The organism is Herbiconiux sp. UC225_62 (genome assembly GCF_042694625.1).
Classification (GTDB): Bacteria; Actinomycetota; Actinomycetes; order Actinomycetales; family Microbacteriaceae; genus Herbiconiux.
Map to the genome: position 1 here is coordinate 895,483 of NZ_CP170551.1, position 13,633 is coordinate 909,115.

Genomic DNA, 13,633 nt, shown 5'->3' on the forward strand with positions numbered 1-13,633 from the left:
GGCTTGCGTAGATGTGGCTTGATCGGTAGTTTCACTACAGTTTCATCGGCAATCGCCGACCGCGCCTCGGGCGCATCCTTCACGATCAAACAGACGACGAGGTCTAGACATGATTTCCAGGAGAACCATCCGACGCCCCCTTCTGGCGGCCGGCGCACTGCTCGCTGCGGCGTCTCTCTCACTCGCCGGCTGCAGCGCCGGATCGAGCAGCCTCGACGAGAACGCCGCGAAGCCTCAGCAACTCCGGATGCTGTACGGCGACGCCTCGGCCGGTGACAAGGCGATCGCGTCGCTCGTGCCCGCGCTGAAGGAGAAGTACGGGATCGACCTCGTGATCGACAACATGCCGTACGACGCGCTGCAGCAGAAGGTGTTCTCCGAATTCGCCTCGAGCAGCGACTACTACGACATCGTCATCGTCGACACCCCCTGGGCGCCCGCATTGGTGCAGGGACTCGAGCCGCTCAGCCCGTACCTGACCAACGAGGCCCTGAACCCGGATTCGCCGGAATCCGACCTCGGAGACTTCATCCCCAAGGTCTTCTATGACACGGCGGTCTACAAGGCGGACTCACCGACCGAGAGGTTCACCGACCCGACCGCCGAACCCGACATCGCCGCGATCACCGATGAAGGCTTCGACGTCTTCGGTCTGCCCATCCAGGCCAACGTCGCGACCATGGCCTACCGGGCGGATCTGTTCGACGACCCGGCTCAGCAGGCGGCGTTCGCCGCCGAGTACGGCCGCCCGCTCGAAGTGCCCACGACGTGGGACGACTACGCGGAGGTCGCGAAGTTCTTCACCCAGCCCGACAAGGGGCTGTACGGCACGACGATCATGGCGGGCGTCGGGGACTGGGCGACGGATGACTTCAAGACCCTGCTCGCCTCCTTCGGCGGCGACGGCACGCTGGTCGACCCGTCCGGCAAGCTCACCTTCGACACGCCGGAGGGTGTCGACGCCCTGACCTACTACGCCGACCTCGCCCAGAGCGGCACGGTGCCGCCCGGGAGCACCTCGGCCGACTGGGGCACCACGGCCGACTCCTTCAGCAGCGGACTGACCGCCATGACCTGGAACTACAGCCCGATGACGTTGTCGCCCACGGTCACGGATGCGGGTGGACGGATCGGGTATGCGCCCATGCCTGCCGCCGAGGCGGAAGGACCGCACTTCGGAACCTGGATGCTGTCGGTCAACCCCAATTCCACGCACAAGGAGTGGGCGTATCAGGCGATCAGCTGGATGACCGCCAGCGAACAGCAGACCGCCATGACCGAGCTGCAGATGCACCCCAGCCGGGTATCGGCCTACGAGAGCGTCACGAGCGACAATCCCGACGCCGCGTTCTACAAGACCCTCGGTGAGTCCCTCGCCGTGGGCGTCGGTCGGGCTCGGGTGCCCAACTACACCGAGATCAGTCACGAGGTCGCGGTCGCGGTCAACGATGCCGCGACCGGAGTCGCGACTCCGGAAGAGGCACTCAAATCTGCGGCCGAGCGCGTAACGGCGCTGTTGGGCTCAGGGAACTGATGAGCGAGCCGAAACGCGGAACGGGAGGGGTCGGCCGATGACCAGAACCCTCCCGGCGCGAGTGGAGCGTCCCCCGAAGCCGATCGAGCCACCCTTACGCGCTCGCCCGGCCCGGTCGAAGAAGCGGGGCTCGCCCTGGTTCTACATGGCGCCGAGCCTTGTCGTCCTGGGCGCTCTGACCATCGGCCCCGCGATCTTCGTGCTCTACTCGGCCTTCCGCAACGATCGGGTTCTCGGTGGCGTGGGCAGGTTCGTGGGCTTCGACAACTTCGTCACGGCGCTCACGAATCCGTCGACGCAGCACTCCTTCCTCGTGACGATCGCCTTCGTCGTCGTGGTCGTGGCCCTGGAGATGGCGGCAGGGTTCGCCTTGGCACTGCCGCTGTCCGGCCAGACCCGGGCGAACAAGGTGGGCGCGGCCATCATGCTGCTTCCCTTCGCCGTCACTCCCGCGGCTGCGGCCATCGTGTTCAAGCAGCTCCTGAACCCGAACTTCGGCTGGATCGGCTACTACCTCGGTTTCCTCGGCCTGCCCCCGGGGACCGACCTCTTGAGCGACCCCACCACCGCATGGCTGATGCTGGTGATCTTGGACATGTGGCAGTGGACTCCGTTCATCGCATTGATCTTGATGGCCGGGCTGCAATCCCTCCCGCTCGAGCCACGCGAGGCCGCGATGGTCGACGGGGCGTCGAGCGCACAGATGTTCTGGCACATCACCCTGCCGCAGATGATCCCCTTCCTCTCCATCGCCGTCGTTCTTCGAGCCATTCAGGCGTTCAAGACGTTCGACTCGTTCAAGATCCTCACGGGCGGCGGTCCGGGCGACTCCACCGAGATCATCAACCTCGGGATCTACCGCATCGGCCTCCAGACGTTCAACGTGGGACTTGCCTGCGCGCTCGGGGTCATCTTCCTGATCCTGCTGTCGCTGCTGGTCCCGCTCTTGCAGAAAGTCATCGGCCGCCGCGCCGACCCCGAGGAGATGTCATGACCGCGTCCGGCACGCAGGAGAACCGAAGCAGATCCGGAGGCCGAGCGGTCTGGCTGGTGGGGCGCACCTGGTTGTGGCTGTGGCTGGCGATCAGCATGGTACCGATCGTGTTCATGCTGATCACGTCGATCAAACCCACTGGCTTGGCGAACGACATCCCTCCGGCGTGGATCTTCACTCCGACGCTCGAGAACTATGCTGCGGTGCTGACGCCGGGTGAGGGCAGTTCGGAGGGGTTCGCCAATCTTCTCCTGAACAGTGCGATCGTGAGTCTGGGCGCCACGGCGTTCGCACTCATCCTCGCGGTTCCCGCCGCATATGCACTCTCGATGCGCTCGTTCCGGGCTCGTAAGGGCCTGTCCAACTGGATCCTGTCGACCTACATGTTCCCGCCGATCGTGGCCGTGGTGCCGATCTTCCTGATCGTCGGGAGGCTCGGCCTGATGGACACCTACATCGCGCTCATCATCCCGTATGCCGCATTCAACCTGCCGATCGTCGTGTGGATCCTGCGCAGCACGATCATCCAACTGCCCTACGAGTTGCAGGAGGCCGCGATGGTCGACGGGGCGTCCTCGTTCACGATCCTGACCCGTGTCATCTGGCCGCTCATCGTGCCCTCCGCGGCGACCGCTGCGGTGCTGACGATCGTGCTGACCTGGAACGAGTTCCTGTTCGCCCTCACCCTGACGCGAAGCGGAGCCAAGACAGCTCCGGTCGGACTCCAGCAGTTCACCGGGCTCTACGGAACGGACTGGGGGAACATCACCGCGGCCGCGACTCTGACGGCCGCTCCGATCCTCGTGCTCATGGTTCTTCTGCGACGTCAGATGGTGTCGGGCCTCGCGTTCGGAGCAATCAAATGAACACCCTGAAGGAGACCACGATGAAAGCAGTTCGCTTACCCGGTGACGGCACGGTCGAAGTCGTCGACCGCGCGATACCGGAACCCGCGATGAACCAGGTGCTCATCAGAGTGCGCTCCTCGGCGATCTGCGCCAGCGACCTCTCCCTCTACTCCGGCAACGCCGTGGTGGGCGGGGCGCTGGCCGGCAGCGGAAGGATCATTCCCGGGCACGAGGCGGCCGGCGACGTGGTCGCGGTCGGTGCGGGCGTGCGGAGCGTCGCGGTCGGCGATCGCGTCGCGGTGCACCTCTCCATCGGCTGCATGCACTGTGAATTCTGCCGGGCCGGCTACATCGAACAGTGCCTGCAGTGGCAGTGCGTCGGGTTCGATGTCGACGGCGGTGATGCCGAATACATCGTCGCGCCGGAGGCGGTGTGCCTCCAACTGCCGCCAGAACTCTCCTACGAGGCCGGATCGGTGATGGTTGACAACTTCGGCACGCAGTTCCACACGCAGAAACGCCTCGGTGTGTCGGGTACCGATGTCGTGACGGTGGTGGGCCTCGGCCCGATGGGGGCGGCGGCCGTGCTGGTGGCGAAAGCGCGCGGTGCGAGCGTGATCGCGGCCGATATGGTTCCCCATCGACTGGCGCTGGCCCGCAAGCTCGGAGCCGATCACGTGATCGACGTGAGCGACTCGACCGCCGGTAGCGCGCTCGAGCAGATCCTCGCGCTCACCGACGGCCGGGGCACCGAGGTCACGATCGACTGCTCCGGCAACGCCGCCGGCGAGAATCTGGCTCTGGATGCGGCGGCCCGGCTCGGGCGCGTGGCGTTCGTGGGCGAGTGCTCCTCGGCGACCATCAACCCCAGTGAGCAGTTCTTGCGCAAGGAGTTGAGTGTGATCGGCGGATGGGTATTCCCCATCTACGAATACGACGAGATGGTGCGCTTCCTCGTGCGGCATTCGATCACGCCCGAGATTACCGTGAGCCATCGCTTCACCTTGGACGAGGCGCCCACTGCGTTCCGGATGGTGCACGAGAGACGGGCCGACAAGGTCATGTTCGTCTTCGACTGACAGCACGAGCCATCTGGCCACATCACATCCGGTCACATCGAAAGGAATGCGCAGAATGACAATTCGCGGAGTGCACCACACGGCCATCATCGTGAGGGATCTGGATCGTTCGATCTACTTCTATCACGACGTCTTGGGCCTCGAGCTCTCCCAGGAGCCGAGCGACTGGATGGAAGGGGAAGCCTTGGCGCGCGGAACGGGAGTGCCCGGGGCGCGCTTGCGGAACGCCCTCCTCCGCATCGGGTCGGATGCCACGCTGGAGCTCCTGGAGTATGCGAACCGACCGGCCGACAACGATCGGCCGATTCAACAGAACTACCTCGGGGCGATGCACATAGCACTCAGAGTCGACGACATCACGGCCAAGAAGGCCGAGCTCGAACGACACGGAGTCGAGTTCCTGGCAGAGGTCAACGGGTTCGACGACGGAGCCCTCGCCGGATGGCGCTGGGTCTACTTCCACGACCCCGACGGCATCTCGCTCGAACTGGTCGAGGTCGCCTACTCGAACGAGTACGAGCGTCGTCTGCGCATCGAGGAATACCTCGCGACGCGACCGTCGCTGGAGGCGCTCGTCGACTAGGTCCGCTCCCGCTCCCGGGTGGTGCGCTCCCCCTCCACCTTCAGCTTGCCGGAACCGACCGCCGAGAGCGGATTGGTGATGGCCTCGAGCGGTTTGCGTTCGGCGTTCACGCCGAAGATGAACGCCACGATGCCTCCGGCCAGCATCAGCAGTCCGGCGCCGATGTAGCCGATGGTGATCGGTCCGCGGTCCTCGCCCTCGCCGATCAGGGTCGCGAACAGCAGCGGGGCCACCGATCCGGCGATCTGGCCGATCGAGAAGAAGTAGGAGATCACCTGCGACCGCATCTCCAGCGGGAACAGCTCGCTCACCGTCAGGTAGGCGGAGGATGCGCCGGCGCTGGCGAAGAAGAACGCGACGCACCAGAAGATCGTCTGGGTGGTGGCGTTCAGCACGTCCGCCTGGAAGAGGAATCCGGAGACGGTCAGGATGATGCCGGCCAGCCCGTAGGTGGCGAGGATCATCTTGCGGCGGCCGATGGTGTCGAACAGGTGCCCGAGCACGAGCGGGCCGAGCAGGTTGCCGATGGCGAAGGGGAAGAAGAAGTACTGCACCGCGTCGTTGGCGACCCCGTAGAAGTTCTGCAGCGCCAGGGCGTAGGTGAAGAAGATGGCGTTGTAGAGGAACGACTGCGTGATCATCATGGTCAAGCCGACGACCGTGCGGTTCGGGTAGTCCCGGATGAGCACGCTGGCGATCTTCGTGAACGGGAGACGGTCGAGCGGCTGCACCTCGATCGCCTGATCGTCGGGCACCGGGTCGAGCTTCTTGCCCGACTCCTTCTCGACCCGCGCCTCGATGTCGTCGACCGTCTTCTCGGCCACGTCCTCCTTGCCGTGGGTCATCAGCCACCGGGGGCTCTCCGGGATGTGACGGCGCATGTAGATCATGACGAGACCGAGGAGCGGGCCGATGAAGAAGGCCAGGCGCCATCCGATGTTCTCGGCGAAGTTGTCGGGGTTCAGGAAGAACAGGTTGGCCACCGAGCCGAGGGCGGCACCGGCCCAGTAGGTGCCGTTGATGGCGATGTCGACGCGACCGCGGTAGTGGCTCGGGATGAGTTCGTCGATCGCGGAGTTGATGGCCGCGTACTCACCGCCGATTCCGAGGCCCGCGACGAAGCGCATCGCGAAGAGGAACTCCATGTTCGGCGAGAAGCCGGCCGCGGCCGATCCGACCAGGTAGATGGCCAGCGTGATGATGAAGAGCTTCTTGCGGCCGAACTTGTCGGAGAGCCGGCCGAAGACGAGGGCGCCGACGACCTGGCCGACGAGATAGATGGTGCCGGCGAGGCCGACCTCCTGGGAGTTCATGCCGAGCGACTCCTGGAAGCCGTTCGAGGCGATGATCTGGATCTCGAGTCCGTCGAGGATCCAGGAGACCCCGAGCCCGAACACCACCATCCAGTGGAATCTCGTCCACGGCAATCGGTCCATGCGGGCCGGAACCAGGCTCCGCACGCTCTTCGCCTTCGGCGAGCCAGCCGTCACATCCGTCTTGTCTGCCACGTCGCACCTCCGTTTCGCCGGTCGTTCGTCGAGCGGATGCGGGCAACGCCGGCGGCGCGACCGAACGTACGCCCGTGTGAACGATTTCGCTCGTGCTTTGCTCCGCCGATCGGATCGGTGCGCGAGATCGCGCGGTGCGGCACGGCGCCGGAGCGCTCAGAAGGGCGGATCGTCCGGTGGGTGGCGCACAGGGCGTGGCGGGCGCGGCCCGTGCGGGGTGATCGTCGCCGGAGGGCGAATGTGGCCGGGAGGCCTAGTGGTGTGTTCGGCACCCGTGGGCGACGTCCAGTGCAAGGCCCGCCCGTCTCCGGATCTGACCCGCCACTCCGTTTGATGTTTCAGGGTGTGATGTCGGCGGCAGAGGGCGGCGAGGTTGGCGAGGCTCGTCTCTCCGCCCTTGGCCCAGTCGATGGTGTGATCGAGATCGCAGCGGTCGGAACGCCGGACACAGCCGGGAAAGCGGCAGGTCTCGTCATCCAGGATCACGGCCGTGCGGAGATCGGCGGGCACTTTGTAGCGGTCGCGGCCGAGAGAGAGTCGCTCGCCGGTGACCGGGTCGGTCAGGATGCGGAGGAACGACGAGGCGCCGGCGGCCAGCCTGCGGGCGGTGTCGAGATCGATGGGGCCATGACCCAGGACTTCGGCAGGCTCGTCGGAGCGGCCGAGCAGCGTCATCACCGGCACCGTGACGGCTATGTTCGCGGTGATGCCCCGGGCGCGGGCGGCCGTGTCGCCGTCGCGATGGAGGATCATCTCGACGAAGCCGTCGGCCCTCAGTTGGGCGTGGGTTCGGGTCTCGTCGGGCGACCGGAGGGCGCGGGCGAGTTGATCGACCGTGTCGTCGATCGCGAGCGCCGCCACCGTGGGGAGGTGGCACACCAGGGTGGCCATGCCGTCGTGCTCCTTCTCCACCCAGACCGCACGTTCGTCACGGGCTTCGCGGTGACGCACGTCGATCGAGTCGGGATGCATCCGCTCCCGGAGCGTGCGCGCGTGCGTCGCGAACTGTGCACCGGTCAGGGCCGTGGCCTTCGGGAGCGCCGCTACTTCGAACTCGGCTCGGGCAGACTCGGGCAGCGTTCTCGCCTCACGCACCACAGCTTTCGCGTGTCGATAGCTGATGTCGCCGCGCGACAGCTCCTCGAGCGTGGCGGGCAGGAAGTCACTCAGCGTCTCCGCCTCGTCGATGCGCAGCGCTGCCGTTGCTTCGGGGATCAGCAGCGTCGTGGCGACCTCCGCCACCAACGACCGCCGCGCGTGCTCGAGCGACCCGTCGGGGAGCCGAGCCAGCCAGTTCGCCTTGCGGGCCGCTGCCGCGAGGAGCGCGACCGAATTCGCCTCGAGCATCGCCTGCTCCCGCTGGATCGCGGCGACCGAATCCAGGTCAGCCCCGAGCCCCCGAAGCAGCGATTCCCGCATCTGCCCGACCGGTCGCGTGTCGCCGTCGGCGAACTCGCCGTGACCGGCGGAAGCGAGGAGGACAGCTGTGGATTGATTCATGAGCGTACCTCGATTATACCCCGCAGTGGTGTCCGCTCCGCGTAAACATCCCGATCAAACCAACTTTTTGACGCAAACCGACCCTCACCCCACCGGCGAGATCACCTCTTGACAGTTTTTCCTGTCAAGAGTTGTATGGAACGCATGCAGGACATCCGAGTACTTGACGACAGCGCGGCCGTCGAAGTCGCGCTCGACCCGATCCGCGCATCGATCCTCGACGCGTTGGACGAACCCGGCTCGGCCACCACGATCGCGGCGGCGATCGGCTCGACGCGACAGAAGGTGAACTACCACTTGAAGACGTTGGAGGCCCACGGCCTGATCGAGCAGGCCGAGGTGCGCCTCTGGGGCGGCATCAGCGAGCGCTTCATGCGCCGCACGGCCCGCCACCTCGTCATCTCCCCGAGCGTGCTGCGCACCACCGCCCTCGATCCCGACCAGCTGGCCGACCGCCTGTCAGCCTCCTACCTGATCGCCCTCAACGCTCGCACCGTCACCGAGATGGGCGCGATCGCCGCAGCCACGCCCACCGAGACCCGCGTGCCGACCCTGGCGATCGACGCCGTGATCGGTTTCGCGTCGCCCCAGGACAGAGCGGACTTCGCCGCCGAGCTGCAGTCGGCCGTCACCGCGCTGATCGCCCGGTACCACAACGACGAGGGCCGGCCGCATCGCCTCACCGTCTCGTCCTACCCCCGACCGAAGGAGTCATCATGAACCGCCCCGACGAACCCGATCCCACCGACGAACCGAATCGCGTCGAGCACCGACTGGAACGCCGCTACGACGTCCCCGCCGGCCCCGAACAGGTGTGGGCGGTGATCGCGACCGCCGACGGCATCACCTCCTGGATGGCGCCGACCCAGCTCGACCCTCGCGTGGGCGGCGCGGTGTCGTTCGACCTCGGCGACTTCACCTCGCACGGAGTCGTGACCGACTACACGCCGAGCGCCCGGTTCGCCTACGAGGAGCCCTGGCCGATCGCCGACCGGCCCGAGGACATCGCTCCCGACATGGTCGAGTGGTTCGAGTCCCTCGGCGTGCCCCTGTCGCAGGTCTACGAGACGCTGCCGCGCGTCACCCCGATCGCCACGGAGTTCCTCATCGAGGCGGGATCAGGCGGAACCAGCGTGCTCCGCGTCGTCACGAGCGCCTATGGCACCGGCGCGGACTGGGAGAACGAGTTCTTCGACCAGATGGCCGAAAGCTTCGCCCCGCTCCTCGACGCCCTCGCGGCGCGGTTCGCCGCGCCGACGCTCCGCCGCTGAGCAGCTAGGCCGCTACTCCGGCGAGCCGCCGTCGACGCCGCCGTCGCCGTCGCCGCCGCCCTCGCCCTCGCCCTCGGGTGCGACCTTGTCGAAGAGCCCGATCAGGTTGCCTTCACTGTCGCGGATGTAGACCCACCGTGACGCCTCATCGAGCGGCTGGATGTCGCCCAGCTGCTCTCCCCCGTTCTCGAGCACGAGAGCGAGGGTGTCCTCGATGCGGTCGACCGTCACGACGATCGTCGGATGCGGCGCGGCGCCGCGCAGATGCAGGTCGCCGTCGATGCCACCACCGGTACGCAGCATCCCCATCTCCTCGCCCCACGGTTCGTACCCGAAGTCGAACACGGCGGCGTAGAACGCGCTGGCGCGGGCGATGTCGTCTGCTGGGATCTCGAAATGCTCGACGGATGCCATGGATCGATTCTTGCGAGTGCAGGCGACGCGGGCAACAAGCAAAAACCCCCAAGATGGCGAGATCTTGGGGGTTTTCGTAGCGGGAGCGGGACTTGAACCCGCGACCCCACGATTATGAGCCGTGTGCTCTAACCAACTGAGCTATCCCGCCATGCTTCCGACCATCGTACGGCGGCTGGAAGCCGGAGCCCCCTGTGGGAATCGGACCCACTACCTCTTCCTTACCAAGGAAGTGCTCTACCAATGAGCTAAGGGGGCGCACGCAGCCGCGAACGGCTTTTGGCACCAGTAGAGAATAGCATCACTCGCGACCCCGTTTCGCCGAGGGCGGCGTCGGTGATGTGCAAACGATTCCACACCGTCGCGCCGAACGGTTAGAGTCTTCGTCATGACTATCGCCGACTCACCCGAATCCGACCTGCCCCTCGCGGAGGTGACCGACACCGAGACGGATGCGCAGCCCACGGCGACCCTGATCGGCGCCGGTGGCGAGTGGTGGCGTTCGGCGGTCATCTACCAGATCTACCCGCGCTCCTTCGCCGACGACGACGGCGACGGGATCGGCGACCTCATCGGCATCCGGAAGCGGCTGCCCGCCCTCGCCGACCTCGGGGTCGACGCCGTCTGGCTCTCCCCCTTCATGACCTCGCCACAGCACGACGCCGGCTACGACGTCGCCGACTACTGCGACGTCGATCCGCTCTTCGGCACGCTCGACGACTTCGACGCGCTGCTCGCGACGGCGCACGAGCTGGGCATCCGGGTCATCGTCGACCTCGTGCCGAACCACACCTCGTGGGATCACAAGTGGTTCCAGGAGGCCCTCGCGGCCCCCGAGGGCAGCCCCGAGCGCGCCCGCTACATCTTCCGTGACGGCAAGGGCCCGAACGGTGACGAGATGCCGAACAACTGGGAGTCGGTGTTCGGCGGCCCGATGTGGGAACGCGTCACCCGCCCCGACGGCACGCCGGGCCAGTGGTACCTGCACATCTTCGACAAGTCGCAGCCCGACCTCGACTGGGAGAACCCCTGGGTGCGCGAGCAGTTCCGCGACATCCTGCGGTTCTGGCTCGACCGCGGGGTCGACGGCTTCCGCGTCGATGTCGCCCACGGCCTCATCAAGGAGGCCGGGCTGCCCGACTACACGCCCCCCGCGGACGCCGGGAGCATGGGCGGCGGCATCGTCGGGCTGGAGCCCGAGATCGATGCGCACGCCACCTCCGATCCGCCCACCCCGCCCTATTGGGCTCAGGACGGCGTGCACGAGATCTACCGCAGCTGGCACGAGGTGCTCGAGGAGTACGAGGGCGACCGCGTGCTCTGCGCCGAGGCCTGGGTGGAGCCCCTGACGAAGCTCGCCCGCTGGGTGCGGCCCGACGAGATGCAGCAGGCCTTCAACTTCACCTACCTCTCGGCGGGGTGGTCGGCATCCGAACTCCGCGCGGTGATCGACAACTCGATCTCGGCCTTCGCCACCGTGGGAGCACCCTCCACCTGGGTGCTCTCGAACCACGACGTGGTGCGCCACGCCTCCCGTCTCGCGCTCACCGCCGAGAACCCCCAGGGCCACGGGATCGGCCCCGACTCCCCCGGTCTGCCCGACCCGGTCGTCGGACTCCGGCGCGCCCGCGCCGCCACCGCCGTGATGCTCGCCCTGCCGGGCAGCGCCTACCTCTACCAGGGCGAAGAGCTCGGGCTCCCCGAAGACATCGAGCTGCCGGACTCGGCCCGGCAGGATCCGACCTGGTTCCGCAGCAACGGCGAACGCTACGGGCGTGACGGATGCCGCGTCCCCATCCCCTGGGGGGCCGGCGTGCCCACCTACGGCTTCGGCCCGGCATCCTCCGGCAAGAGCTGGCTGCCCCAGCCCGCCGACTGGGACCGCTTCGCGCGCTCCTCGCAGGAGGGCGTGCCCGGCTCGACGCTGGAGCTCTACAAGCTCGCCCTGGAGTTGCGGTCGCGCTTCGACCTCGGTACCGGCTCGGTGGAGTGGCTGCCCGGGTACGGGCCCGACGTGGTGGCCTTCCGCAACAGCGGCGTGACCGTCATCGCGAACCTCGGCTCGACCGCGGTGGAGCTCCCGGTGGGCGATGCGCTGCTCTCGAGCGAGGACCTCAGCGAGGCCGCCCTCGCACCCGACACGGCGGTCTGGCTGCGCTAGACCGCGTGCGCCTGGAGCCAGGCGAAGGGGTCGACCGGGGTGACCCCGTCCAGTCGGATCTCGAGGTGCAGGTGCGGGCCGGTCGAGGCGCCGGTGTTGCCCACGAGACCGATCGGCTGGGCGACCTTGACGACCTGACCCTCGGTCACCTGGATCGAGCCGGTCAGCATGTGCCCGTAGACACTCGACACCTTCTGCCCGTCGACCACGTGATCGATGATCACGTGCACACCGAGGCCGCTGTTGTCGTAGGGCTGCACCGAGCTGACCACACCGTCGGCGATGGACTGGATCGGGGTGCCCTGGCCGGGCGCGAAGTCGACGCCCTTGTGGTCGGTGCTGCCGATGCCGCCCGGTGATTCGCGGGCGCCGAAGCCGTCGCTGATCGGCACTCCCACGGGGAACGGCCACTGGATGGCGCCCCGGGGGTTGTTGGTGAAGGTGTCGGCGATCCGGAAACCGGCCGCCTGAAGCGCGGCGGTGTCGCGCACGCTGTAGCCGTCGCGGGCGATGCTGGCCTCGACGACCTCGGCGCTCGTGGTCAGTTCCTGCCCGGGCACGGTGGGTGTGGCCGCCCGCTCGGTGGCGAGGATGCTCGTGTGCTGGTTCTCCGACGCGGCGTGCAGCGCCTCGGCCGGCATGGTGGTGGCCACGGCGATGCCGGTGGCGAAGATCAGGGCGAGGGCGCTGAACCCGCCCTTCGCGATGTTGCGGCGGCTGCGGCGGCCGGTCGGGGGCTTCGCGTCGTCGGCACGCCCGGCGCCGGTGCCCGTTCCCTTGGCGGGGCGTTCGTCGGCACCGACCGCATCCGCCGGCGCGATGGATGCGGTTCGAAGGGTGCGGCGCGAGACCGGCTTGACCGGCGCGACGGGCTCGTCCGACGCCATCGTGGCCGGGAGGATGGGGGCGGCCGTCTCGATGATCGGGATGGCTGCGGTCGAGATGATCGGCACAGCGTTCGCGCTCGAGACGATCGGGTCGGCTGTCGCGGCGGAATCGTCCATGACCTCGGCGACGACGATCTCGACGTCGACGCCGCTCGCGATGGTCGGAACGCTCTCGTCCTGGGGAAGCGCGGTGGTCGGCTCCGAGACGAGCGCGCGGCGCCCGCCCGCGGGCTTCTCGATCTGGTCGGAGAAGGCGTCGGCGGCGCGGCGGCCGGCCTTCTGGGAGTGCGGACGCAGGGTGGCCACGCTGCTCGCGGCGACGGCGTCCGGGGCGTCGGCCTTCGGCTGATCGGAAGCCTCGGTGTCGAGAGAGGAGGTGGCTGCATCCGACGTGGCCGGGTTCGCGGCGGCGGCCGCTCGCGCCGCGCGCCGGCCGACGGTGGTCGCGGATGCCCGAGCGACGCTCGCAGGCGCATTCGTGGTCGGGGCGGCGGCGTCGTCGGCTGCGGGAGCCGAGATCGTCTCGGAGCTCGCACGACGGGCACGGCGGCCGGCAGCATCGACCGGCGCGTTCTTCACGATCGCGTCCGGAGTCGCCGCAGCGATCTCGCCGGGAGTGCTCGCCAGCCGCGCTTCGCGTCGGCTGCGCGGTGAGGTCGCGGGCGCCGGCTCAGCGGTCACCGATTCCGGTTCCGCTGCTGCGGCAGAGCCCGCTCGCAGGCTGCGGCGGGAGGGCAAGGAGGATGAGGGGTGCTTCGATGAACCGTGGGCCTCGCGTTTGGATGAGTCGTCATCCGGGCGTGAAGTCGTACGTGCCAATTGTGTGGGAGCTTCCGGTTGAACGTCGGGTGTTC

At 67.6% G+C, this 13,633-nt stretch carries 12 protein-coding genes and 2 tRNA genes; 8 read left to right on the top strand and 6 right to left on the bottom strand.

Annotation, left to right across the window (positions count from 1 at the left end; all coding sequences use genetic code 11):
- Window positions 1-109: 109 nt before the first annotated feature.
- From ACFJGU_RS04390 to ACFJGU_RS04410, 5 genes are read left to right on the top strand one after another with little or no spacing between them, the layout of a single operon-like run.
- The gene (locus ACFJGU_RS04390; RefSeq protein WP_382307990.1) at window positions 110-1,534 is read left to right on the top strand and encodes an ABC transporter substrate-binding protein; all 1,425 of its coding nucleotides are present in this window, start codon (window positions 110-112) and stop codon (window positions 1,532-1,534) included.
- A 37-nt stretch (window positions 1,535-1,571) separates the two neighbouring features.
- Window positions 1,572-2,528, top strand: a complete 957-nt coding sequence (locus tag ACFJGU_RS04395; RefSeq protein WP_382307992.1) for a carbohydrate ABC transporter permease — start codon at window positions 1,572-1,574, stop codon at window positions 2,526-2,528.
- On the top strand, window positions 2,525-3,394 hold the full coding sequence (locus ACFJGU_RS04400) for a carbohydrate ABC transporter permease (protein WP_382307993.1): 870 nt from the start codon (window positions 2,525-2,527) through the stop codon (window positions 3,392-3,394). Before ACFJGU_RS04395 ends, ACFJGU_RS04400 begins: the two co-directional genes overlap by 4 nt.
- A 20-nt stretch (window positions 3,395-3,414) precedes the next feature.
- Complete coding sequence (locus ACFJGU_RS04405) at window positions 3,415-4,455, top strand: zinc-binding dehydrogenase (protein ID WP_382307994.1); 1,041 nt, start codon at window positions 3,415-3,417, stop codon at window positions 4,453-4,455.
- A gap of 55 nt (window positions 4,456-4,510) precedes the next feature.
- Window positions 4,511-5,038, top strand: coding sequence for a VOC family protein (locus ACFJGU_RS04410; RefSeq protein ID WP_382307996.1), 528 nt, complete (start codon window positions 4,511-4,513; stop codon window positions 5,036-5,038).
- On the opposite strand, the gene ACFJGU_RS04415 is transcribed toward ACFJGU_RS04410, so the two are convergent.
- Complete coding sequence (locus ACFJGU_RS04415) at window positions 5,035-6,546, bottom strand: MFS transporter (RefSeq protein WP_382307998.1); 1,512 nt, start codon at window positions 6,544-6,546, stop codon at window positions 5,035-5,037. The two genes, ACFJGU_RS04410 and ACFJGU_RS04415, sit on opposite strands and share 4 nt — an antisense overlap.
- 156 nt (window positions 6,547-6,702) lie before the next feature.
- Complete coding sequence (locus tag ACFJGU_RS04420; protein ID WP_382308000.1) at window positions 6,703-8,046, bottom strand: DUF222 domain-containing protein; 1,344 nt, start codon at window positions 8,044-8,046, stop codon at window positions 6,703-6,705.
- 144 nt (window positions 8,047-8,190) lie between these two features.
- Here ACFJGU_RS04420 and ACFJGU_RS04425 point away from each other — a divergent pair, with 144 nt between their 5' ends.
- Both ACFJGU_RS04425 and ACFJGU_RS04430 read left to right on the top strand, forming a co-directional pair.
- On the top strand, window positions 8,191-8,766 hold the full coding sequence (locus ACFJGU_RS04425; RefSeq protein WP_382308002.1) for an ArsR/SmtB family transcription factor: 576 nt from the start codon (window positions 8,191-8,193) through the stop codon (window positions 8,764-8,766).
- The gene (locus ACFJGU_RS04430; protein WP_382308003.1) at window positions 8,763-9,317 is read left to right on the top strand and encodes an SRPBCC domain-containing protein; all 555 of its coding nucleotides are present in this window, start codon (window positions 8,763-8,765) and stop codon (window positions 9,315-9,317) included. The genes ACFJGU_RS04425 and ACFJGU_RS04430 overlap by 4 nt, the downstream gene beginning before the upstream one ends.
- 12 nt (window positions 9,318-9,329) lie before the next feature.
- Here ACFJGU_RS04430 and ACFJGU_RS04435 read toward each other — a convergent pair whose 3' ends face one another.
- The 3 genes from ACFJGU_RS04435 to ACFJGU_RS04445 form a co-directional block, all read right to left on the bottom strand.
- On the bottom strand, window positions 9,330-9,731 hold the full coding sequence (locus tag ACFJGU_RS04435; protein ID WP_382308005.1) for a VOC family protein: 402 nt from the start codon (window positions 9,729-9,731) through the stop codon (window positions 9,330-9,332).
- A gap of 77 nt (window positions 9,732-9,808) precedes the next feature.
- A tRNA-Met gene (locus ACFJGU_RS04440) sits at window positions 9,809-9,882 on the bottom strand.
- Window positions 9,883-9,917: 35 nt separating this feature from the next.
- Window positions 9,918-9,989 (bottom strand) — tRNA-Thr (locus ACFJGU_RS04445).
- Between the two features lie 130 nt (window positions 9,990-10,119).
- Between ACFJGU_RS04445 and ACFJGU_RS04450 the strand changes: the two genes are divergently transcribed.
- Window positions 10,120-11,892: a glycoside hydrolase family 13 protein gene (locus ACFJGU_RS04450; RefSeq protein ID WP_382308007.1), complete on the top strand. Its 1,773-nt coding sequence runs from the start codon at window positions 10,120-10,122 to the stop codon at window positions 11,890-11,892.
- On the opposite strand, the gene ACFJGU_RS04455 is transcribed toward ACFJGU_RS04450, so the two are convergent.
- Window positions 11,889-13,460: a M23 family metallopeptidase gene (locus tag ACFJGU_RS04455; protein ID WP_382308009.1), complete on the bottom strand. Its 1,572-nt coding sequence runs from the start codon at window positions 13,458-13,460 to the stop codon at window positions 11,889-11,891. The two genes, ACFJGU_RS04450 and ACFJGU_RS04455, sit on opposite strands and share 4 nt — an antisense overlap.
- Window positions 13,461-13,633: the final 173 nt, after the last annotated feature.